The 22,816-nt window shown below is 55.9% G+C and carries 20 protein-coding genes; all 20 read left to right on the top strand.

Annotated elements, in window-relative coordinates; genetic code table 11:
- Window positions 1-135: 135 nt before the first annotated feature.
- The 20 genes from rpsB (at window position 136) to rpsO (ending at window position 22,622) form a co-directional block, all read left to right on the top strand.
- Window positions 136-834, top strand: a complete 699-nt coding sequence (gene rpsB, locus ABD76_RS11960; RefSeq protein WP_168180995.1) for a 30S ribosomal protein S2 — start codon at window positions 136-138, stop codon at window positions 832-834.
- 142 nt (window positions 835-976) lie between these two features.
- Window positions 977-1,630 carry a translation elongation factor Ts gene (gene tsf / locus ABD76_RS11955; RefSeq protein ID WP_168180996.1) on the top strand — a complete coding sequence of 218 codons (654 nt, stop codon included), beginning with the start codon at window positions 977-979 and terminating at the stop codon, window positions 1,628-1,630.
- Between the two features lie 117 nt (window positions 1,631-1,747).
- Entirely contained in the window at window positions 1,748-2,476 is a 729-nt protein-coding gene (pyrH, locus tag ABD76_RS11950; RefSeq protein ID WP_006286753.1) for a UMP kinase, read from the top strand.
- Window positions 2,476-3,030: a ribosome recycling factor gene (gene frr / locus ABD76_RS11945; RefSeq protein WP_197257146.1), complete on the top strand. Its 555-nt coding sequence runs from the start codon at window positions 2,476-2,478 to the stop codon at window positions 3,028-3,030. Before pyrH ends, frr begins: the two co-directional genes overlap by 1 nt.
- A 103-nt stretch (window positions 3,031-3,133) precedes the next feature.
- The gene (locus tag ABD76_RS11940) at window positions 3,134-3,901 is read left to right on the top strand and encodes an isoprenyl transferase (protein WP_197257145.1); all 768 of its coding nucleotides are present in this window, start codon (window positions 3,134-3,136) and stop codon (window positions 3,899-3,901) included.
- An 18-nt stretch (window positions 3,902-3,919) separates the two neighbouring features.
- Window positions 3,920-4,717, top strand: a complete 798-nt coding sequence (locus ABD76_RS11935) for a phosphatidate cytidylyltransferase (RefSeq protein ID WP_197257143.1) — start codon at window positions 3,920-3,922, stop codon at window positions 4,715-4,717.
- A gap of 63 nt (window positions 4,718-4,780) precedes the next feature.
- Window positions 4,781-5,929, top strand: coding sequence for a 1-deoxy-D-xylulose-5-phosphate reductoisomerase (locus ABD76_RS11930; protein ID WP_197257141.1), 1,149 nt, complete (start codon window positions 4,781-4,783; stop codon window positions 5,927-5,929).
- A gap of 162 nt (window positions 5,930-6,091) precedes the next feature.
- Window positions 6,092-7,366: an RIP metalloprotease RseP gene (rseP, locus tag ABD76_RS11925; RefSeq protein WP_197257139.1), complete on the top strand. Its 1,275-nt coding sequence runs from the start codon at window positions 6,092-6,094 to the stop codon at window positions 7,364-7,366.
- 70 nt (window positions 7,367-7,436) lie between these two features.
- The gene (gene proS, locus ABD76_RS11920; RefSeq protein WP_197257137.1) at window positions 7,437-8,885 is read left to right on the top strand and encodes a proline--tRNA ligase; all 1,449 of its coding nucleotides are present in this window, start codon (window positions 7,437-7,439) and stop codon (window positions 8,883-8,885) included.
- 273 nt (window positions 8,886-9,158) lie between these two features.
- Window positions 9,159-13,469 (top strand): PolC-type DNA polymerase III, encoded by a 4,311-nt coding sequence (locus ABD76_RS11915; RefSeq protein ID WP_206765619.1) that lies wholly within the window; start codon window positions 9,159-9,161, stop codon window positions 13,467-13,469.
- A gap of 210 nt (window positions 13,470-13,679) precedes the next feature.
- Window positions 13,680-14,141 carry a ribosome maturation factor RimP gene (gene rimP, locus ABD76_RS11910; RefSeq protein WP_168181003.1) on the top strand — a complete coding sequence of 154 codons (462 nt, stop codon included), beginning with the start codon at window positions 13,680-13,682 and terminating at the stop codon, window positions 14,139-14,141.
- Window positions 14,142-14,260: 119 nt separating this feature from the next.
- Complete coding sequence (gene nusA / locus ABD76_RS11905; RefSeq protein ID WP_197257135.1) at window positions 14,261-15,367, top strand: transcription termination factor NusA; 1,107 nt, start codon at window positions 14,261-14,263, stop codon at window positions 15,365-15,367.
- Between the two features lie 81 nt (window positions 15,368-15,448).
- Window positions 15,449-15,760, top strand: coding sequence for an RNase P modulator RnpM (gene rnpM, locus ABD76_RS11900; RefSeq protein WP_197257133.1), 312 nt, complete (start codon window positions 15,449-15,451; stop codon window positions 15,758-15,760).
- Window positions 15,753-16,076, top strand: coding sequence for a L7Ae/L30e/S12e/Gadd45 family ribosomal protein (locus ABD76_RS11895; RefSeq protein ID WP_197257131.1), 324 nt, complete (start codon window positions 15,753-15,755; stop codon window positions 16,074-16,076). The genes rnpM and ABD76_RS11895 overlap by 8 nt, the downstream gene beginning before the upstream one ends.
- Complete coding sequence (gene infB, locus ABD76_RS11890; RefSeq protein ID WP_197257129.1) at window positions 16,069-18,636, top strand: translation initiation factor IF-2; 2,568 nt, start codon at window positions 16,069-16,071, stop codon at window positions 18,634-18,636. The genes ABD76_RS11895 and infB overlap by 8 nt, the downstream gene beginning before the upstream one ends.
- 62 nt (window positions 18,637-18,698) lie before the next feature.
- Window positions 18,699-19,055: a 30S ribosome-binding factor RbfA gene (rbfA, locus tag ABD76_RS11885; RefSeq protein ID WP_197257127.1), complete on the top strand. Its 357-nt coding sequence runs from the start codon at window positions 18,699-18,701 to the stop codon at window positions 19,053-19,055.
- Between the two features lie 69 nt (window positions 19,056-19,124).
- Entirely contained in the window at window positions 19,125-20,120 is a 996-nt protein-coding gene (locus tag ABD76_RS11880; protein ID WP_197257125.1) for a DHH family phosphoesterase, read from the top strand.
- Window positions 20,117-21,031, top strand: a complete 915-nt coding sequence (gene truB, locus ABD76_RS11875; protein WP_197257123.1) for a tRNA pseudouridine(55) synthase TruB — start codon at window positions 20,117-20,119, stop codon at window positions 21,029-21,031. The genes ABD76_RS11880 and truB overlap by 4 nt, the downstream gene beginning before the upstream one ends.
- A 171-nt stretch (window positions 21,032-21,202) precedes the next feature.
- Window positions 21,203-22,180: a bifunctional riboflavin kinase/FAD synthetase gene (locus tag ABD76_RS11870; protein WP_197257121.1), complete on the top strand. Its 978-nt coding sequence runs from the start codon at window positions 21,203-21,205 to the stop codon at window positions 22,178-22,180.
- Between the two features lie 172 nt (window positions 22,181-22,352).
- Window positions 22,353-22,622 carry a 30S ribosomal protein S15 gene (rpsO, locus tag ABD76_RS11865; RefSeq protein ID WP_197257119.1) on the top strand — a complete coding sequence of 90 codons (270 nt, stop codon included), beginning with the start codon at window positions 22,353-22,355 and terminating at the stop codon, window positions 22,620-22,622.
- Window positions 22,623-22,816 lie beyond the last annotated feature (194 nt).

Below are 22,816 nucleotides of genomic sequence, written 5' to 3'. Positions count from 1 at the left end.
ATGGTATATTAATTGACGGTGTTAAGAACACACGTCGATCAATTTCTGCAAGGGTGCTCTGTCCCATCGGGCGGAGTCTTGGAGGAAGATGACATCGGCGGAGGACAAATAACCATATTGGGAGGTGCAGTGAAGATGGCAGTTATCTCCATGAAGCAGCTTTTGGAAGCTGGGGTACACTTCGGTCACCAGACTCGTCGTTGGAACCCGAAAATGGACAAATATATCTTCACCGAACGTAACGGCATTTACATTATTGACCTGCAAAAGACAGTGAAAAAAGTCGAGGAAGCTTACAACTTCGTAAAATCCCTCGCGGCTGAGAACGGGACAATCCTGTTCGTCGGCACGAAGAAGCAGGCTCAAGATTCCGTCAAGGAAGAAGCAGAGCGCTGCGGAATGTTCTACATCAACCAACGCTGGCTGGGCGGCACGCTCACGAACTTCCAGACGATTCAGAAGCGCATCGATCGCCTGAAGCAGCTGGAAGCAATGGAGCAAGACGGCACATTCGAAGTGCTTCCTAAGAAAGAAGTTATCTTGCTTCGCAAAGAGCAAGAGCGTCTGGAGAAATTCCTGGGCGGTATCAAAAACATGAAGGGCTTGCCAAGCGCATTGTTCGTCATCGATCCTCGCAAAGAGCGCATCGCGGTGGCGGAAGCTCGCAAATTGGGCATCCCAATCGTAGGTATCGTTGACACGAACTGTGATCCGGACGAAATCGATTACGTTATCCCTGGTAACGACGATGCGATCCGCGCAGTCAAACTGCTCACTTCGAAAATGGCAGACGCTATTGTCGAAGCGCATCAAGGCGAAGAAACATCCGCGTAATACAGCGTCTTACATTTGGATGAACAAATAAGGGTGGTTGGCAGGTGATTCACCTCTCACCGCCCTTTTTTTAAGCGGTACGATAGCTTGAATCCGACCGGCTTCCCGCCGGGAGATATCTCATTGATGGAGGGAATTAGACATGGCAGTTAGTGCAAGTGCAGTTAAAGAATTGCGTGAAAAAACAGGCGCAGGCATGCTGGATTGCAAAAAAGCATTGGAGGAAGCGAACGGCGACCTGGAAAAAGCGGCTGAATTGCTTCGTGAGAAAGGCTTGGCGGCGGCAGCGAAAAAAGCGGGCCGCGTAGCTACGGAAGGCGTCGTTGAATCCTACATCCACGCTGGCGGACGCATCGGCGTATTGGTAGAGATCAACTGCGAGACGGACTTCGTCGCGAAGACGGATCAATTCAAGGAATTCGCGCGCGACATCGCGATGCAAATCGCGGCGGCTTCTCCGAAATTCGTTCGCCGCGAAGAAGTGCCTCAAGAAGAGATCGAGAAGGAAAAAGAAATTTTGAAGGCGCAAGCGCTGAACGAAGGCAAGCCTGAAAAAATCGTTGAAAAAATGGTTGAAGGCCGCATCAACAAGTATTTTGAAGAGTTCTGCTTGATGGAGCAATCCTTCATCAAGGATCCGGACAAGACGATCGAGACGCTGCTGAACGAAAAAATCGCCGCGATCGGCGAGAACATTTCGATCCGCCGCTTCGTTCGTTATGAGCTGGGCGAAGGCTTGGAGAAAAAAGAAGATAACTTTGTTGAAGAAGTAATGGCGCAAGCGAACTTGAAGTAATCCTGGCCACAGGGCGCTTCCGTTCATAGGCTGCTAGCAATCAACAGACGCGCTGGAAAAGATGGAACACATTGTGTTCCTTCTTTTTTAGCACGTGTCAAAAGTGGAGGGTAAACATTGAAAGAACCGGTTTTTAAACGCATCGTGCTAAAAGTAAGCGGGGAATCGCTGGCAGGTCAGGCAGGCTACGGGATCGAATCCGGCGTCATCAATTCCATTGCAGAACAGGTGAAGGAAGTTGTGGATCTTGGCGTTGAGGTTGCCATCGTATGCGGCGGCGGCAATATCTGGCGCGGCATCGCAGGCAGCGAAAAAGGGATTGACCGCGGCACGGCTGACTATATGGGGATGCTTGCGACGGTAATGAACGCACTTGCCTTGCAGGATGCGCTCGAGCAAATCGGCGTGCCGACACGCGTGCAGACCTCGATTGCCATGCAGCAGATCGCTGAACCTTATATCCGGCGCCGGGCCATCCGCCACTTGGAGAAAGGGCGCGTCGTCATTTTTGCGGCAGGAACCGGGAATCCGTTCTTCTCGACGGATACGACAGCAGCTTTGCGTGCGGCAGAGATTGAAGCCGATGTCATCCTTATGGCGAAGAACAAGGTGGATGGCGTGTACTCTGCTGATCCGTTCAAAGACGAGACCGCGGAGAAATTCGAGCAATTGACTTACATGGAAGTGCTCAACCGCAATCTGGGCGTCATGGACTCGACCGCTTCTTCACTTTGCATGGATAACAACATTCCACTCATTGTGTTTGCGATGACTGAGAACGGCAACATCAAGCGAGTCGTGCTCGGTGAGAAGATTGGAACCATTGTAAAAGGGAGTGTAGACTAGTGCCACAATCGGTAAAGAAAAACGCAGAAGAACGTATGGAAAAGGCAATTGCGGCTTTGAAGCGCGATCTGGCTACGCTGCGCGCCGGACGTGCTTCCGCAGCGCTGCTTGACCGCATTCAAGTCGAATACTACGGCGCGTTGACGCCAATCAATCAATTGGCGAACATCAGCACGCCGGATCCGCGCACGCTGGTGATCCAGCCTTGGGACAAGAGCTCGCTCGGAGAGATCGAGCGCGCGATCATGAAGTCGGATCTCGGCTTGACGCCGGTCAATGACGGCTCTATCATCCGCATCTCCATTCCGGCATTGACTCAGGAGCGCCGTGTGGAGCTTGTGAAGCAGACGAAGAAATTCGGCGAAGACGCGAAGGTAGCGATCCGCAACATCCGCCGCGACGCGAACGATGACATCAAGAAGCTGGAAAAAACCGATATTTCGGAAGATGAATCCCGCCGTCACCAGGAAGATATCCAGAAGACGACGGACAAATATATCGCGGAAGTCGATAAAGTATTGGCAGCAAAAGAAAAAGACATTATGGAAGTCTAATGAAGGCGCACCGCAATGTGCGACATCTTTATGCCCCTCCGCACGGTGGGGTTTATTGTCTTTTTCCGGTGCCGGTTCTTATCAACAGGTTGGAGGAGACCGAATGATTAAGCGATTCCAAGCGTGGATGCAGCGCAGGAAGGATACACTGGGGCCTGAGCTGCTGCCGGACAATATCCCACAGCATGTGGCGATCATTATGGACGGCAACGGACGATGGGCGAAGAACCGCGGATTGCCGCGTGTCGCAGGACACCATACGGGGATGAAAGCGGTGAAGCGCGCCACCATCGCTGCCAATGACCTCGGAATCAAAATACTGACCCTGTACGCTTTTTCCACAGAGAACTGGGTGCGCCCGAAAGAAGAAGTGGACTTTCTGATGAAGCTTCCCCAAGAGTTCCTCGCCATTGAGCTCGATGAACTGGTGGAGAAGAACGTGCAAGTGCGCATGATGGGCTATCGGGACCGCCTTCCCAATCATACGCTTGCGGCGATGGAAGAAGCCGTGGAGAGAACGAAGAATAATACGGGACTCATACTCAATTTTGCGTTGAATTACGGCGGAAAGCGGGAATTAATCGAAGGCTTCCGCGAGATCGCCCGGGACGTGGCTGCGGGCGTGGTAGGGCCGGATGATATCGATGAGGAGCTGATTCATCGTCATCTGTTGTCCAGCAGCTTGCCGGATCCGGATCTGCTGATTCGCACCAGCGGGGAACTGCGGCTGAGCAATTTCATGCTGTGGCAGCTCGCTTACAGCGAGCTGTGGTTTACCGATTTGTACTGGCCGGAGTTCACGGAACGGGATTTGAAGGAAGCCGTGCTGGAGTATCAGCGCCGAACCCGGAGATATGGCGGATTACAATAAGTTGGAGGAACATTCGTTATGAAACAGCGTATCGTTACGGGGCTTGCAGCCGGTATCGTATTCGGCGGATTGTGCGTCATGGGCGGCATGCCTTATGAATTGCTTCTTCTCGCATTGGCCCTGATTGGCTATTACGAGTTTGCCCGCATGCATCATTCCCGCCCCTTCGATCTCACATCCATCATCGGCTATGCTACGTTGCTTGCTGTGGCTGTGCCTTGGCAGCGCTGGTCCATCTCATGGCCGGTCTCGTTCGAGACGCTTCTATGGTTCAGCATGTTCATCCTGCTGTGCATGACTGTATTGACCAAAAACCGGGTGCCGATCGAGAACGCCGCCCAAATGTGGCTTGGGGCTTTCTATATCGGCATCGGATTCAAATATATGATGCTGACCCGCACTTCGATGGAGGAGGGCCTGTTCTGGACGCTGCTGCTCTTCGCGGCCATCTGGTCCTCCGATATCGGAGCTTATTTCACGGGACGAGCCCTAGGGAAGCATAAGCTGTGGCCCGCCATCAGTCCGAACAAGACGGTGGAAGGGGCGCTCGGCGGGATCGCGGCGTCGGTTATCGTCTCGTTCTTGTTCATACTCGCCCGGCCGGATATTCTCGATTGGCGCACGGCGCTTGCGATCGGCGCTTCGGCGGCGGTCATCGGGCAGCTCGGCGATCTGATCCAGTCGGCCTACAAGCGGGTGCGCGGGGTGAAGGACTCCGGGACGATTCTGCCCGGCCACGGCGGCATCCTGGATCGCTGCGACAGCTGGATCGTCGTCTTCCCGTTCGTTCATCTGATTGGCCTGCTGACGCTATAGCGGATGGACGGGCAGTCCGGGCACACGACGAACATAAAAATTGATTGTAGATGAGGTGCAGGAATGAAACGGATTGCAGTGCTTGGATCGACGGGCTCGATCGGTACACAGACGCTGGACGTGGTTCGCCATCATGCGGACGAGTTCACGGTTGAAGCCTTGGCGGCGGGGCGGAATGCGGATGCCATCGTTGAGCAGGCGAAGGAATTCCGGCCTCGCAAAGTATCCGTTCAAGACCGGGAGACGGCGGAACGGATTCGCCACGATCTTCCCGCCGGAACGGAACTCTATTACGGAGACGAGGGCCTGATTGAGGCGGCGGCGGCTTCGGAAGCCGATACCGTCATTACGGCGGTTGTCGGCAGCGTCGGGCTGGAGTCGACCTTGGCCGCGATCGCGGAAGGCAAGAGCATCGGCTTGGCGAACAAGGAGACGCTGGTGTCCGCCGGTCATCTGGTGACCGAGCTGGCCGATAAAAAGGGCGTGAGCATTCTGCCCGTGGATAGCGAGCATTCCGCGATCTTCCAGTGCTTGAACGGAGAAGCGGCCGCGGATGTGCATTCGATTACGGTAACGGCCTCCGGCGGCAGCTTCCGCGACTATTCGCGGGACCAACTGGAGAATGTGACGCTGGAGCAGGCGTTGAACCATCCGAACTGGTCGATGGGCGCGAAGCTGACCGTCGACTCGGCGACGATGGCCAACAAGGGCCTGGAGGTGATCGAGGCGCATTGGCTGTTCCGAATGCCGTATGACCGCATTCATGTCCTGATTCATCCGGAGAGCATCATTCATTCCTTCGTGGAATATGTGGACGGCAGCATCATTGCCCAGTTGGGCGTGCCCGACATGCGGGTTCCGATCCAATACGCGCTGACGTATCCGAAGCGTCTGGACAGCCCTGCGGCCCGCCTTAATTTGGCGGAGATCGGCAAGCTTCATTTCCGCGAGATGGATTTCGATCGTTTTCCGATGATGCGTTGGGCTTATGATTGCGGACGAGCCGGCGGAACGGCGACAACCGTGTTCAATGCCGCGAACGAAGTGGCCGTGGCGCGCTTCCGGGAAGGCGAGATCAAGTTCCTCGATATCGAGCGCATCGTGTACGAGATCATTTCCGGACATGACCGCATTGCGCATCCTTCGCTCGAGGAGATTAAGGAAGCGGATCGGCGGGCGCGCGCGGAAGCGCGGCAAATTTTGCGGCCTTGACGGCCTCCGTTGGATTCTCTTGTGCGGGATCGGAGAATAATGATAATCTATAAGAGGTTGTTCAAAACGTCCGTTCTTCGAGTTCGGTGCCGAGAACCGGTCTTTTTGAACATACGTTATAGGACAAGACCGCGACCCGAAACGTAAAGGAGGATGCATCGCGTGCAGATGGTACAAATTGTGATCTTAACCATACTTGTCTTCTTCATCATCGTGACGATTCACGAGTGGGGACATTTCATCTTTGCAAAACGTGCGGGCATTCTCGTTCGAGAGTTCGCTATCGGGTTTGGTCCGAAAGTGTTCTCCCATACGCGCGGAGAGACCCGTTATACGCTCCGGCTGCTGCCGGTCGGCGGCTACGTCCGGATGGCGGGAGAGGATCCGGAGCTGGTGCAGATACAGCCCGGACAGACGATTGCCGTCCGGCTGCAGGACAATCAAGTCGTGAAGCTGTACCTCGATCAGCTCGATATGCGCAAGCAAGTCGTGCGCGGCGAAGTGAAGGAGATCGATCTGGAGCATGCGCTGAAGCTTACGATGGACGTGGAAGGGGAAGAAGTGACCTATGACGTTCATCCGCAAGCGAAAATGATCGTCAAAGGCGAGGACATGCAGATTGCTCCTTACAACCGCCAGTTCGGCAGCAAGACGGTCGGACAGCGGGCGCTGGCGATTTTCGCCGGGCCTTTCATGAACTTCGTGCTCGCGTTTATTCTGTTCGGAGCCTACATACAGATGGTCGGCATGCCGGTCGAGAACCCGTCGTATGTCAAGATTGGCGACGTGACACCGAATATGCCTGCGGCGGAAGCGAATTTGCAGAAGGGCGACATTATTGAAAAGGTGAACGATTTCGCCGTCGGCGGCAACCGGGACAAGATGATCGAGATCATCGAGAAATCGGAAGGCAAGCCGGTGGAGATGACGATTGTCCGGGGAGAAGAACGGTTCACCATCCGGCTGACGCCGGTGAAGGTGGAAGGCCAGGAAGGCGGCAAGGTTGGCATCGTGCCGGTTTTCCCGACCCGCAGCGCAACGATCGGAGAGACGCTCAAATATGCGGGCATATCCATGGTCGATACGACACAGCGTATTTTCGAAGGCTTCCGCATGCTTATTTTCGGCCAGTTCAGTCTGGATGATCTGGGCGGACCGGTGCGCACGTTCGAAGTGACGGGACAGTTCGCGAAGCAGGGGATTGGCCAACTCACCTTATGGACCGCTATACTTAGCTTGTATCTGGGCATATTCAACCTGCTGCCCATTCCGGCATTGGACGGAAGCCGCCTCGTCTTTCTCGGCATCGAAGGACTTCGCGGCAAGCCCGTCGATCCGAATCGGGAGAGCATGGTCCACTTTGTCGGCTTCGCCATGCTGATGCTGCTGATGCTGGCGGTAACCTACAACGATATTTTGCGATTAGTAAAAGGTTGACTATCGGCACGATCATTGTTCGCAACATCATGGGCGATGGGGTTGTGTCTTCGGGAGGATTTTAACGGTTATGTCGAAACAGAAACAGTTCGTTACGGAAATTACGCCCCAGCAGGAGGATTTTTCCCGTTGGTATATTGACGTTATCAAAAAAGCGGAGCTGATGGACTACTCGCCAGTCCGCGGCTGCATCGTATTCCGTCCGGACGGCTTTGAGATATGGGAGCATATCAAGGACGAGCTGGATCGCCGCTTCAAGGAGACGGGACATCGCAACGCGTACTTCCCGCTCTTCATTCCCGAGAGCTTCTTCCAAAAGGAGAAGGAGCATGTCGAAGGGTTCAACCCGGAGCTTCCATGGGTGACGGAAGCCGGCGGCGAGCAGTTGGAAGAGAAGCTGGCCATCCGTCCGACGTCCGAGACGATGATCGGGCATATGTATGCGAAGTGGATCCAATCATACCGGGATCTCCCGGTGCTCATTAACCAATGGGCCAACGTCGTCCGCTGGGAGAAAAGAACGCTCCCGTTTTTGCGTACGAGCGAATTTCTGTGGCAGGAGGGCCATACGGCGCATGAGACCGAGGCGGAAGCGCGCGAAGAGACGATGCGCATGCTTACGATTTACCGCGAATTCGTCGAGGATTACTTGGCGATTCCGGTAATCGAAGGCCAGAAGACGCCGTCCGAGAAATTTGCCGGCGCGGTGGATACCTTCTCCATCGAAGCGATGATGAAGGACGGGCGCGCCGTTCAGGCGGGGACATCCCATTATCTGGGCACGAACTTCTCCGTTGCGTTCGATATCCAATTCCTGGGGCGGGAGAACGAGCTTGAATATGCACATACGACATCGTGGGGCGTCAGCACCCGGCTTATCGGGTCGCTCATTATGGTCCATGGGGACGATCGGGGACTCGTCCTGCCGCCGAAGGTCGCCCCGACTCAAGTCATCATGATCCCGATCGGTCCGGCGAAGCTGCGCGATCAAGTCGTCGGACGCGCCGACGAGCTGTTCGCGGAATTGAAGCGGGCCGGCATTCGCGTCCGGATGGACGACCGCAGCGACATCAGCCCGGGCTGGAAGTTCAACGAGTATGAGATGCGCGGCGTTCCGGTCCGTCTGGAGATCGGACCGCGGGATATGGAGAACGGCGTATGCGTGCTCGTATCGCGCGTATCCGGCGAGAAGCGGATCGTGGAGCAGAGCAAGCTGGCCGAAGAAGTGAAGCGGATGCTGGAGGACGTTCATCAGGAGATGTTCGAGCGTGCGCGCCAGTTCCGCGACGACCACTTCTATTCGGTCGATACGATCGACGAGATGAAGGCGCTGATGGAAGAAAAGCGCGGCTTCACGCTCGCCGGCTGGTGCGGCTCGGAAGCATGCGAGAAGCATGTCAAGGACGAGACGGGCGCCACAAGCCGCAATATCCCGTTCACTGCGCAAGAGAGCAAAAAGACCTGCCTCGTATGCGGAGAAGAGGCGAAGCACACCGTCGTGTTCGCCCGCGCGTATTAAGCAGCGATAGATCCGTTCGCCGCAGCCCTTGTCATCCGGCGGGGGCCTGGCGGACGGCCGTGCCCGGCCGAACGGGCTGCGGGATGAAGGACAAGCTTCCTCCGCGGGAACATCCAACGGAACACCGGACGATGGCTCGAGTGCAGGAAGCTTTTCTTTTTCAAGAGGTAGTTCAAAAAGTCCGCTTTTGATCACGATGTAATACAGGCAGTTCTATATTCAGCAAGATTACGAACCGATACAACCGGTTGTCATGGGGGTGGAATAATCGGCATGTCGGATAACAGAATGCGATTCGAGTTGTTAATGAAGCAGGCGGGCATCCCTGCCGAGCTGGCGGAAGGAAGTTATCATGACGCCAGAATCGAGCGGGTGGAATGCAGCCGTTCCAATCGGGAATGGACGATCCATATCGGCAAGGCATCGGTAGCGCCGGCAGAGGCCTACCGCACCTTTTGTCTCCGCGTGCAGGAGAAGCTGTCCCATATCGCGAAGATCCGAATTATTTTTCATTATGATGAAAATGTGAGCAACGCGGACATTGTCGATGCCTATTGGGGGCTGTTCGTCGAATGGGTGAAGCGGGAAGTCGCCTCCGTCAACGGTTGGCTGCATCGCGCCAAGGTCGAGGTGGACGGCGATCTGGTCAAGCTGACGCTGGCCGAAGCGACGACATTGGAGCTTGCCAAGAAGAAACAGATCGACAGTTATGCCGTCCAATTTTTCGAGACGTATTTCTCCCGCTCCCTGCGCTTCACGATGCAGAAAGGCAGCTTCGATGCGGATGCTTATGAGGCCTTTCAGGCCAAGCTGATTGAGGAAGAGCGGCAGGTCGTCCAGCAGATGATGGTCGAAGCCGAGCGCGAGGCGGCGGAAGCGGCCGCTCCCGGGGAAGCGCCGGAACGCCTCCATGTCGGCTACGATATCAAGGACGATGCGACCCCGATTATGGATATTCAGGATGAGGAGAAGCGGATCACGATCCAGGGAACCGTCTTCGGACTGGAAATGAAGGAGCTGCGAAACGGCAGCACGCTGTTCACGTTCAATGTGACGGACTTCACCGATTCGCTCATGATGAAGATGTTCGCGAAGACGAAAGAGGACCTTGCCATGCTTAGCCTCATCGCCAACGGCATGTGGGTGAAGGCGCGCGGACGCGTGGAGTACGATCGCTTCATGATGGTGCCCGAGCTTGTGATGATTCCTTCGGACCTGAACGAGATCACGCCGCCAGCGGAACGGCAGGATACGGCAGAGGAGAAACGGGTCGAATTCCATCTCCATTCCACGATGAGCACGATGGATGCGGTGGCGCCGATTGACGCCTATATCAAGCAGGCGGCCAAATGGGGCCACAAAGCGATCGCGGTCACGGATCACGCCAACGTGCAGTGCTATCCGGAAGCGGCCAAGGCAGCCAAGAAGCATGGCTTGAAAATGATCTACGGTCTGGAAGCGAACGTCATTAACGACGATCTGGAAGTGGTCATGAACGCCGAGCCGCGCAATTTGAAGGAAGCCACCTATGTCGTGTTCGATATCGAGACGACCGGCTTGTCGGTCACGAATACGAAGATGACGGAGATCGCCGGCGTCAAAATGCAGGACGGCAAGGAGATCGATCGGTATGCCAGCTTCGTCAATCCGCATGAGCCGATTCCGTACCATATTCAGCAGTTGACGAATATTACGGATGAGATGGTGAAGGACGCTCCCGATATCGATCAGGTGCTGCGCGAGTTCACGGAATTCGTCGGCGACGCGATCTTGGTCGCGCACAACGCGAGATTCGATGTCGGGTATGTGCAGTACAATCTGAAGAAGCTGGGCATGCGGGAGCTGACCAATCCGGTCATCGATACGCTGGAGCTGGCCCGGCTGATCCATCCGACGCTGAAAAACCACCGCCTGAATACGCTGGCGGACAAATATAAGGTGTCGCTGGAAAACCATCACCGCGCCATTGACGACACGATTGCGCTCTTCGGCATTTTGAACGGCTTGCTGAAGGATGCGCAGGCGATCTACGGCATTGAGATGCTCGACCGCCTGAATGATTACGTCGGCCAGAATCTGAAGAACGCGCGGCCGTTCCACTGCAATATTTACGCGTTGAACAGCGTCGGCAAGAAAAATTTGTACAAGCTTGTGTCGCTGTCGCATACCGAATACTTCAATCGCGTCGCCTGCATTCCGAAGAGCAAGCTTGTGGAGATGCGGGAAGGGCTGCTGCTCATGTCGGGCTGCGAGAAGGGCGAGTTTTTCGAGACGGTCCTCAACAAATCGATCGAAGAGGCCGAGCAGGTGGCGGAGTTCTATGACGTGCTGGAGATTCAACCGCTGACGATGTACATGCATCTGGTGGAAAAGGGGCTTGTCGCCTCCAAGCAGCACATCGAGGAGGCGCTGCGCAAAATTGTCCAGATCGGGGAAAAGCTGAACAAGCCGGTCGTCGCCACGGGCAACGCGCACTATCTCCACCCGAGGGACAAGCTGTTCCGCGACATTACGATTCACGGCATCACGGGCTTCAGCCCGCTCAAAGATATGCGGAAGCCGGATGCCCATTTCCGCACGACGACGGAAATGCTGCAGGAATTCGAGTTCCTCGGCAAAGAGACGGCCTACGATGTCGTCGTCCGCAATACGAACGAGCTCGCGGATCGGTTCGAGGAATTGGTCCTGTTCCCGGACAAGCTGTTCACCCCGATTATCGAAGGGGCCGACGAAGAGATTCGGACGACCTGTTACCGGACAGCCGAGGAAATCTACGGCAACCCGCTCCCGGACATCGTGGTCAAGCGGCTTGAAAAGGAACTGGAGCCGATTATTAAATACGGCTTCTCCGCCAACTATCTGATCTCCGAGCGGCTCGTCAAAAAATCGAATGAAGACGGCTATCTCGTCGGTTCGCGGGGGTCTGTCGGCTCATCGGTCGTCGCGACCTTCCTCGGCATATCCGAGGTTAACCCGCTGCCGCCGCATTATATATGCAAGAATCCGGAATGCAAGCACAGCGAATGGATTACGGACGGAAGCGTGCCGAGCGGCTTCGACCTTCCGGACAAGCCGTGCCCGCAATGCGGGCAGATGCTGAAGGGCGAGGGCCAGGACATCCCGTTCGAGACGTTCCTCGGCTTCAAGGGCGACAAAGTTCCCGATATCGACTTGAACTTCTCCGGGGAGTATCAGCCGCATGCGCATAACTTCACGAAGATCATGTTCGGCGAGAAGAACGTATTCCGCGCGGGGACGATCGGAACGGTGGCGGAGAAGACGGCGTTCGGCTTTGCCAAAAAATATGAGGAAGCGCACGGGAAGTCCTGGAGGGGCGCCGAGCTGAACCGGCTCGCTGCCGGCTGTACCGGGGTGAAGCGGAGCACCGGCCAGCATCCGGGCGGGATCGTCGTCGTACCGGATTACATGGAAGTCGAGGATATTACGCCGGTCCAATATCCGGCGGACGATACGTCGGCCGAGTGGAAGACGACGCATTTCGATTACCACGCCTTCGATGCGAATCTGCTCAAGCTCGATATTCTCGGACACGATGATCCGACGATGATGCGGATGCTGCAGGATCTGACCGGCGTCGATCCGACGACGATTCCGATGAACGATCCGAAGGTCATGAGCTTGTTCAATTCGACGGACGCGCTCGGCGTCACGCCGGAGCAGATACGCACGCCGGTCGCCACTTACGGGATTCCCGAGATGGGAACGCGCTTCGTCCGGCAGATGCTCGTGGAAGCGCAGCCTTCCTCCTTCGCCGATTTGCTGCAAATCTCGGGCTTGTCCCACGGGACGGGCGTATGGCTTGGCAATGCGCAGGAGCTCATCAAGAACGGGGTCTGCACGATCAAGACCGTCATCGGTTGCCGGGACGAGATTATGCTGTACTTAATCTACAAGGCGGGAATGGACGCCAGCCTCGCCTTCAAAATTACCGAGAGCGTGCGGAAAGGGAAAGGGCTCACCCCGGAATGGATCGAAGAGATGAAGCGGTGCAACGTGCCGCAATGGTATATTGATTCCTGTCTCAAGATCCAGTACATGTTCCCGAAAGCCCACGCCGCGGCGTACGTTATCTCGGCGGTGCGCACCGCGTATTTCAAGCTCTACCATCCGATTGAATTCTATGCGACCTATTTCACGGTGCGGGCGGAAGACTTCGATATCGAGCTGTGCTGCCAGGGCTATGATGCGATTAACCGCAAGATCAGCGAGATCGAAGCGAAGGGATTCCAGGCGACGACGAAGGAGAAAAGCATGGTGTCGATTCTGGAGATGGCGCTCGAAATGACCGCCCGCGGATTCACGTTCAAGCCGATCGACCTGTACCGGTCCGACGCGACCCGCTTCCAGGTGGACGATGGCGCGCTCATCCCTCCATTCTCTGCCGTCCAGGGCATCGGGGAGAATGCGGCCCGCAATATCGCGGCTTCCCGCGAAGCGGGAGAATTCCTGTCCGTGGAAGACTTCCAGAACCGCTCCAAGGCGACGAAGACGATCGTGGAGCTGCTGAGCCAGATGGGCTGCTTCCGCGGGCTGCCGGAGAGCAATCAGCTATCGCTGTTCTGACCGGGCGATTCGAGATCAGACAGGCATATTCCCGGAAGGCAGAGGTTGGGATTGCCCTTGCCATTCCGTATAGGGCTATGATATAATTTTTTTGGTAATCATGTGGATAAATCCGTTGCGCAAAGAGTGGGGAAACCCACTCTTTCATATTTGCGTGCGGATTCTGAAATATACAGCAACTATTTCCAATTAAGCAGGAGGTTCTTGAATTTGAGTTCACCGAACATTAAATCGGTAGTCGAAAGCATGATCACGCCATATTTGGAAGAGAACGGATTCGAACTGGTCGACATCGAGTATGTCAAAGAAGGCAGCAGCTGGTATTTGCGCATTTTCGTCGACAAAGAGGGCGGCATCGATATCGAGGACTGCGGGCGCATCAGCGAGTACGTAAGCCAGAAGCTCGATGAGGCCGATCCGATCGAGGATGCTTATTTCTTGGAGGTATCGTCTCCGGGGGCGGAACGCCCGTTGAAAAAACCGCAGGATGTGGCCAAGTCCGTAGGCAAGCATGTATTTGTCACTACATACGAGCCGATTGGCGGATTGAAGGAGTTCGAGGGAGAACTGGTGTCGTTCGACGGCGAGACGATGGTTGTCCAGGTTGGCGGCAAAGACCGCGCCATCCCGTATAACAAAGTAGCCAGCGCGCGACTTGCGATTGTCTTTTAATATTCGTACGCGTTCAAATTGGCCGGTTTTCAGCACCGGCCGGACCGTTTGAACTTGTATCCTTTTTGAAGTGAACAGGAATCAGGCCGTGACCGGTCGAAAGGGGGAGCTAACCAATCATGAGTATGGATTTTATTGAAGCGTTGACCGAAATTGAACGAGAAAAAGGAATTAGCAAAGATGTATTGATTGAAGCGATTGAAGCGGCTCTTATTTCCAGCTACAAGCGCAATTTCAACACCGCGCAAAACGTGCGCGTCGACGTGAACCGCGCGACGGGCGTCATCAAAGTATTTGCCCGCAAGACGGTTGTGGACGAGGTTCTCGATCCTCGCCTCGAAATCTCGCTCCACGCCGCCCGCGAGATGAACCCGAATTACCAGATGGATGACATTTGCGAAATCGAAGTGACGCCGCGCGATTTCGGCCGCATTGCAGCCCAGACAGCGAAGCAGGTCGTAACCCAGCGCATTCGCGAGGCGGAGCGCGGCCTTATTTATAACGCGTTCATCGACAAGGCGGAAGATATCGTGACCGGCATCGTGCAGCGTCAAGATATGCGCAACGTTTTCGTCGATCTGGGCAAGGTGGAAGCGGTTCTCCCGCTGAATGAGCTGATGCCGAACGAGAAGTTCAAGCATGGAGATCGGGTGAAGGCATATATTACGAAGGTGGAAAATACGACAAAAGGCCCACAAATCGTTCTGTCCCGCACGCATCCGGGCCTGCTGAAGCGCCTGTTCGAGCTGGAAGTGCCCGAAATTTTCGACGGGGTCGTCGAAATCAAGTCGGTCGCGCGCGAAGCGGGGCAGCGCTCCAAGATCGCGGTTCACTCCCGGAACGAAGAGGTGGATCCGGTAGGGTCCTGCGTCGGACCGAAAGGAATGCGGGTGCAGACGATTGTGAATGAGCTGCGCGGCGAGAAAATCGATATCGTTCGCTGGTCGGACGATGTGAAGGAGTATGTCGCCAATGCGCTCAGTCCTTCCAAAGTCGTCGATGTCACCGTGTATGAATCCGAGAAGATGGCACGGGTCATCGTGCCGGATTATCAATTGTCGCTCGCCATCGGCATCAAAGGCCAGAACGCGCGCCTGGCTGCCAAGCTGACCGGATGGAAGATTGATATCAAGAGCGAGTCCCAGGCCGAGCAGGAGCCTGTTCAGGAAGAGAGCGGCATGGCGGAAGACACAGACACAGACAGCTTTGACAGCTTCGAAGAATAACACCGAAGGCGCGACCATCGCCATATGTTACGGTCGCAGCCTCCGCCGGAAGCTCGATCGGATCGTAAGGGGGAATGAGTCATGAGAACAAGGAAGGTTCCGCTGCGCAAATGCGTCGCCTGTCAAGAAATGATGCCGAAAAAAGAACTGATTCGCGTCGTCCGGACGCCGGAAGACGAAGTCCTCATCGATCTGACCGGCAAGAAATCGGGCCGCGGCGCTTACTTGTGCGGGAAGCTGTCCTGCTTCAAGCTGGCGCATAAATCGAAGGCTTTGGACAGAGCGTTGAAGCATCAGGTGCAGCCTGAAATCTATGAGCAGCTTGCCCAAGATTTCATCAAGGTGGAAGATGAGTTCAATGCAATGAAGGAACAGGTGGACGATGATGAGTAAGCTGATGTCCCAGCTCGGTCTCGCTCAACGGGCAGGCAAGCTGGTGACGGGCGACGAGATTGTCCTCAAGGCGATTCGCGGCAGCCAGGCTCAGCTTGTCATCGTAGCGGGGGATGCATCCGAGAACACGAAGAAGAAGTTTCGGGATAAGTGCAAATCATACGGTATTCCGTTGGCCATCGGATTTGACAGAGACAGGCTGGGAGGAAGCATCGGCAAGCCGGAGCGGGTCGTGCTGGCCGTAGTGGACAGCGGATTTGCGGTCATGATGCGGAACGGACTGAAAACTATGTCGGAGGTGGAGTATATTGAGTAAACAAGAGAAGGACAATAAAGATAAATTGAGAGTTTACGAATATGCCAAATCGCTCAATATGAGCAGCAAGGAAATTATTACGATACTAAAGCGTTTGAACATTCCAGTCAACAACCATATGAGCGTAATGGAGAATGATGCCGTGAAGAAGGTCGAACAGTTTTTCCGTGATGTAAAAGCAAATGCGCAAGCCAAGCGAGAAGGAGGGCAACCTTCGAAGCCGCAAGCGCAGACGAGCCAAGCGGGAACGAAGCAGACCGAAGCGGCGAAAAAGCCGGAGCAGCACAAAGAATCGAACGACAGACAGCAAGGCCAGCGCGGCTCGCGCGACGGCCAGCGTCAACCGCAGCGCGGCGAGCAGCAGCGTGAAGGCAATCGCGGACAAGCGGGACGCAATTCCGATCGCAATGCGCAGCGCGGCGGTCAACGAGATCAACAAAGACAGGGCGAGAAGCAAACGACAATGAATACAAGACCGAACCAAACCAACAACAGACCGGGCGGACAGGACTCCACACAACGCAAGCCTCAAGGCGGACCAGCGAACAATTCGAACCGCGGCGCCGGCCAAGGCGGCCAAGGACAACGGCAAGGGAAGCCGGGAAATGCGGCAGCTTCGAACCGTTCCAACCCGCCTCGCCGCTTCGAGGATTCCAATGCGAGGGACGGCAAGCGGAACAATAAGCCAGGCAACCGCCGCTTCGACGACAACAACAAGTTCGGCGGTTCCCGGGGCGGACAAGGCCGCGGCCGCAATAAAGGCAAGCACAACAATCAGCAGCAGGAGCGCCGCGAGAAAATCGACAACACGCCGAAGAAAATTATCGTTCGCGGTGCGATGACGGTTGGAGAACTGGCGAAGCTGCTTCATAAGGACGCTTCCGAGGTCATCAAGAAGCTGTTGTTCCTCGGGGTCATGGCAACCATCAACCAGGAAGTCGATCTGGACACGATCCAGCTGATTGCCGACGAATTCAAGGTCGAAGTCGATCTGAAGCTCCCGGCTATCGAGGATCCGTTCGAAGCAGAGGAAGAAGTGGACGATGAGGCCGATCTGAAGGAGCGTCCGCCGGTCGTTACCATTATGGGTCACGTCGACCACGGGAAGACGACGCTGCTCGACGCCATCCGCAAGACGAACGTCACAAGCGGCGAGGCGGGCGGCATTACCCAGCATATCGGCGCATACCAAGTTGAATTCAATCAGAAAAAGATTACGTTCCTGGATACCCCGGGCCACGAAGCGTTCACGCTGATGCGGGCGCGCGGCGCGCAGGTAACGGACATTACGATTATCGTCGTCGCTGCGGATGACGGCGTTATGCCGCAGACGGTAGAGGCGATCAGCCACGCGAAGGCGGCCAACGTTCCGATCATCGTCGCTGTCAACAAAATTGACAAGCCTGAGGCGAATCCGGATCGCGTCAAGCAGGAACTGACCGAGTATGAGCTCGTTCCGGAGGAGTGGGGCGGAGACACCATCTTCGTCAACGTATCCGCGAAGCAGCGCATGGGTCTGGAAGAGCTGCTTGAAATGATTCTGCTCGTGGCCGAGGTGAATGAATTCAAAGCGAATCCGGACAAACGCGCCCGCGGCACGGTCATTGAAGCCGAGCTCGACAAGGGACGCGGCCCGGTTGCGCGGGTTCTCGTGCAGCACGGAACCTTGCGCGTCGGCGATGCGTTCGTCGCAGGCACCTGCTTCGGGCGGGTGCGCGCCATGGTCAATGACAAGGGACGCCGTCTCAAGGAGGCAGGCCCGTCGACGCCGGTCGAGATTACCGGTCTGACGGATGTTCCGCAAGCGGGCGATCCGTTCATGGCGTTCGAGGAAGAGCGCAAAGCCCGCTCCATCGCCGAGAAACGCGCGACGACGCTTCGGGAAAGCCAGTGGGGCGCGAACTCCCGGGTTACCTTGGACGATCTGTTCAAGCATATTAAGGAAGGCGAGATGAAGGAGCTGAACGTCATCATCAAGGCGGACGTTCAGGGATCGGTAGAAGCGCTGCGCGGATCGCTCGAGAAGATCGATGTCGAAGGCGTGCGCGTGAAGATCATTCACTCCGGCGCCGGGGCGATTACCGAATCCGATATTATTCTCGCAACGGCATCCAACGCGATTGTGGTCGGCTTCAACGTGCGTCCGGACGCTCAAGCGAAAGCGACGGCCGATCAAGAGAAGGTGGACATCCGCCTGCACCGCGTCATCTATTCCATCGTGGAAGAGATTGAACAGGCGATGAAGGGGATGCTCGATCCGGAGTACAAGGAAGTCGTCATCGGACATGCGGAAGTGCGCAATACGTTCAAGGTCGGCAAAGTCGGAACGATCGCCGGCTGCATGGTTACGCAGGGCAAGATTTCGCGTTCGGCGGATGCTCGCCTGATTCGCGACGGCATCGTCGTGTTCGACGGCAAGATCGACTCCTTGAAGCGCTTCAAGGACGATGCCAAGGAAGTGGCTCAAGGCTACGAGTGCGGAATTATGCTGGAGAAGTTCAATGACATCAAGGAAGGCGACATTATCGAGGCGTTCGTCATGGAAGCCGTGGAACGATAATTGCGCGGCCTGATTTTGCCGGCATATATTGATGAACCAAATAACGAAATGAGGTGTATCCCATGGCAAACTTCCGATCCGGACGGGTTGGCGAACAGATGAAGAAGGAGCTGAGCCAGCTCATCCAATTGGAATTAAAAGATCCTCGAATCGGGTTTGTCACGGTGACAGGCGTCGATGTGACGAATGACCTGTCGCTGGCCAGAGTCTACCTCAGTGTGATGGGGACGGAAGAGGAAAAACAAGATACGATCAAAGCACTGGAAAAGGCCAGCGGCTTTCTCCGCTCCGAGATCGGCAAGCGAATCCGTCTGCGCCATACGCCGGAACTGTCATTCAAGATCGATGCTTCGATTGAATACGGCAGCCGGATAGAAAAGCTGCTTGACGATATTCGCGACGATCGCGAGACGACATAAATGCAATTGAAGGACTGAACAGGCAAATCGAGCTTCCGGCTCGATTTGCCTGTCTTCACGGAGGTGCCTATGGCAGAAATGTTATCCGACCGCTACGCAGAAGATATCGAACGGGCATGCGAGTTCCTGCGATCATGCGACGATGTCCTCGTCGTGTCGCATGTGCAGCCGGACGGGGATGCGATCAGCTCCACGCTCGTCATTGGCTGGCTGCTGGACAAATGGAACAAAACATATCGGCTGGTCAACGAGAATGGCGTGCCGGGCCGGCTGAGGGACTTGCCGATGGCCGATCAGATTGGCAGTTACGCGGATGAAGAAGCGCCGGAGAAGAAATATGAGACGGTCATATGCGTGGATTGCGCCGACTATGCCCGGATCGGCAAGATAGCGAACTGGATTGCGTCGGATGCCCGCATTCTGAATATCGATCACCATCCGACGAATGATCGTTATGGCGAGGCGGCGCTGATCCGCGACAATGCCGCAGCGACGGCGGAGATTCTGTACGATCTGCTGCTGGCCGCGGGCGTCGAGCTGGACGAGCGGGTCGGGACGATGCTCTATACCGGGCTGCTGACCGACACCGGCGGTTTCCGCTACAGCAATACGACTCCGCATGTGATGAGCGTGGCCTCCGAGCTGCTGAAGCTGGGGGTGGAAGGGAACACTATCGCGGAACGGCTGCTGGAGACGATGTCGATGGCGCAGGTGAAGCTCATCCAGCGCGGATTGTCCCGCCTGACCTTTACGCCGGATCAGCGAATCGGCTGGCTCTTCATTACGTCGGACGATATGCGGGAGACGGGGGCGGTCAATGAAGACCTGGAAGGTCTCGTCAATTATGCCCGCAATGTCGAAGGCGTCGACGTCGGGCTGCTGTTCAAGCAAGTTGATGAACAGAGCGTCAAGGTGAGCATGCGTTCTTCGGAGCGCGTCGATGTCTCCGCGATTGCGCAATCGTTCGGAGGCGGAGGACATGTCCGGGCCGCCGGCTGCAAAGTATCCGGCGCGCTGGATGATATCATTAGACAAGTAGTGGAACGGGTGAAACAAGAATTATGACAGAGCTTCATGGTGTTCTTCCGGTATGGAAGCCGGCAGGCTGGACCTCGCACGATGTCGTGGCCAAAGTCCGCCGGCTCATTCGGGAAAAGCGGATCGGGCACACGGGCACGCTCGACCCTCAAGTCGTGGGGGTGCTGCCGCTATGCGTCGGCAGAGCGACCCGGCTGGTTGAATATTTGCAGGAAATGCCGAAGGAGTATGAAGCCGTTCTGCGGCTTGGCGTATCGACCGATACGGAGGATATGTCAGGCGAAGTGACGGAACGCGCCGATGCCTCTCATGTGACCGAAGCGATGGTCAAGGAAGCGCTGCTGTCGTTCCTCGGGGCTATCGAGCAGGTTCCTCCGATGTATTCCGCCGTCAAGGTCAACGGCAAGCGGCTGTACGAGCTGGCTCGGGAAGGCAAGACCGTGGAGCGCAAGCCGCGGCAAGTGACGATCCATCACATCGAATTGGTCGAAATGAAGCTTGGCGGCGCGGAGCCGGAGGTGCGGTTCCGCGTGCAATGCTCCAAAGGGACGTACATACGCACCCTGTGCGTCGACGTCGGACGCAAGTTGGGGGTTCCGGCGGCCATGGCGGAATTGATCCGGACCCGCTCCGCCAACTTTACGCAAGAGGACAGCTTCACCTTCGCCCAGATCGAAGAAGCGATGGAGGCCGGCACGCTGGCGGAACTGCTGATTCCGATGGATCGGGCCGTCTCGCATTTTCCCGAGCTGCGGGTCGCTCCCGCCTTCGCGCGGCACGCGGTACAGGGCAAGGGCATCCCGGAACGGGGCCTGAGCGCTCCGCCTTTGACGAATCGCATCTATCGGTTGTATGATGAAGAAGGAACTTTTTTCGGCTTGTATCATAAGCCGGACACGGAGCAGGTGATGCGTCCGATCAAGGTCTTCGTGCCTTAATCGTTCCGCGCAAGGAGGGGAGACCCTTTTTGCGCTGTCCTTCGCCCTGTTTTGTGAATCAGATAACATACCGAATATGTATGCTAGAACCGGAATTGCGGGAACAACTACCAAGATGAGAACGGCGGTTGTATGCAACCGGAAATACGAATGCAGGGGCTCTGATTACAAATGGAAAAGATAGTGCTACATGCAACAGACGGACATGCGGACTGGATGGCGTGGCAGCAGCCGCAAGTGGTGATCCTGGGTCATTTCGACGGCATACACGCCGGCCATATGAAGGTGATTGAGCGGGGGCTGCAGTATGGGCGGGAGCATGGCCTGCCTGTCGCCCTGATGACCTTCCACCCCCATCCGAAGGCGGTATTCGGCGATGAGCGGTATACAAGATACTTGACTCCGCCGAAGGAGAAGGAACGGATCCTGGCCCAGTTCGGCATCGACCGCTTATATATTATAGACTTCAATTTAAGCTTTGCCCAGGTGAAGGCCCGCACGTTCGCGGACTGCCTGTGCGCTCTCGGCGTGAAGCATGCGGTAGTCGGCTTCGACAACCGGTTCGGCCATCGCGGCGAAGGCTCGGCCGAGCTGCTGGCCGAATGGGGTGAAGGCTGCTTCACCGTCGATATTGTGCCCGCCCACAACGAAGACGACGCGAAGGTAAGCAGCACTCGCATCCGTCAATGCCTTGCCGAAGGCGATATCGCGAAAGCCAATCAATTGCTGGCCCGGCCTTATTTGCTGCGCGGTACCGTCATCCACGGCGATGCCCGCGGGCGCACGATCGGCTTCCCGACCGCGAACGTGGACCTGGACGAGCCGTATGTCATTCCGAGGAATGGCGTCTATGCCGTCAAGGTGAAGGTTGGCGGGAAGTGGCATGACGGCGTGATGAACATCGGCCTGAAGCCGACGTTCAAGAGCGGAGAGACGAGACCTTCGATCGAGGCGCATCTGTTCGCCTTCGATGCGGACATTTACGGCGAGGAAGTGACCGTGGCCGTCATGGATTTCCTGAGAGCCGAGCAGAAGTTCGACGGCATCGCGGCGCTCGTCGCCCAGATCACGGCGGATGCGGAGGAAGCCCGGCGGCGGCTGGCATCCATCGCGGGCGAGCCGGCATTGGAGAGCGTGTTTCAGGGGTAGTATCGGCTGCTGCCGAAATACATCGAGAATCTGCGTTTACTTTTAAATCTGATAGTGATATACTAGTAACGTTGTCGTGAATAAGCGGCAATAGCCTTAGCTTGGTTGCTCGATCTCACCGACGGCAACGAGGCTATCGGCTGAATTGATAACATATTGGGAGGTGAATAGGATGGCATTGACTCAAGAGCGCAAGCAACAGCTCATTGACATGCATAAGACGCACGAATCGGACACAGGATCTCCGGAAGTGCAGATCGCTATCCTTACTGAGAACATCGTTAATTTGACGGAACACTTGCGGACACATAAGAAAGACCATCATTCCCGCCGCGGATTGTTGAAAATGGTCGGTCAACGCCGTAAGCTTCTTGCTTACTTGAAGAAGAAGGATGTTAATCGTTACAGCGCATTGATCGAGAAGCTCGGACTGCGCCGTTAATAGCAAGAACCTCTTAGCAGCCTGGTTGTTCATCCCGCCTGACAGTGCGGCATGCAGCCGGGTTGCTTTTTAACGATGGGGCGAATTTTGACCTGTGGAGATGATATCAGGCGCAAGGCTGGACGAGCCCCGGCCCGAAGTCTGTTGATACATAATCCTATTATCATGCAAGTTCATGAACCGCTTCTAATATC

This window comes from Paenibacillus dendritiformis (assembly GCF_015845845.1).
In the GTDB taxonomy this organism is placed as follows: Bacteria; Bacillota; Bacilli; order Paenibacillales; family Paenibacillaceae; genus Paenibacillus_B; species Paenibacillus_B dendritiformis_C.
Note: the sequence above shows the minus strand (reverse complement) of the source record. Positions and strands in the feature narration are given on the sequence as shown.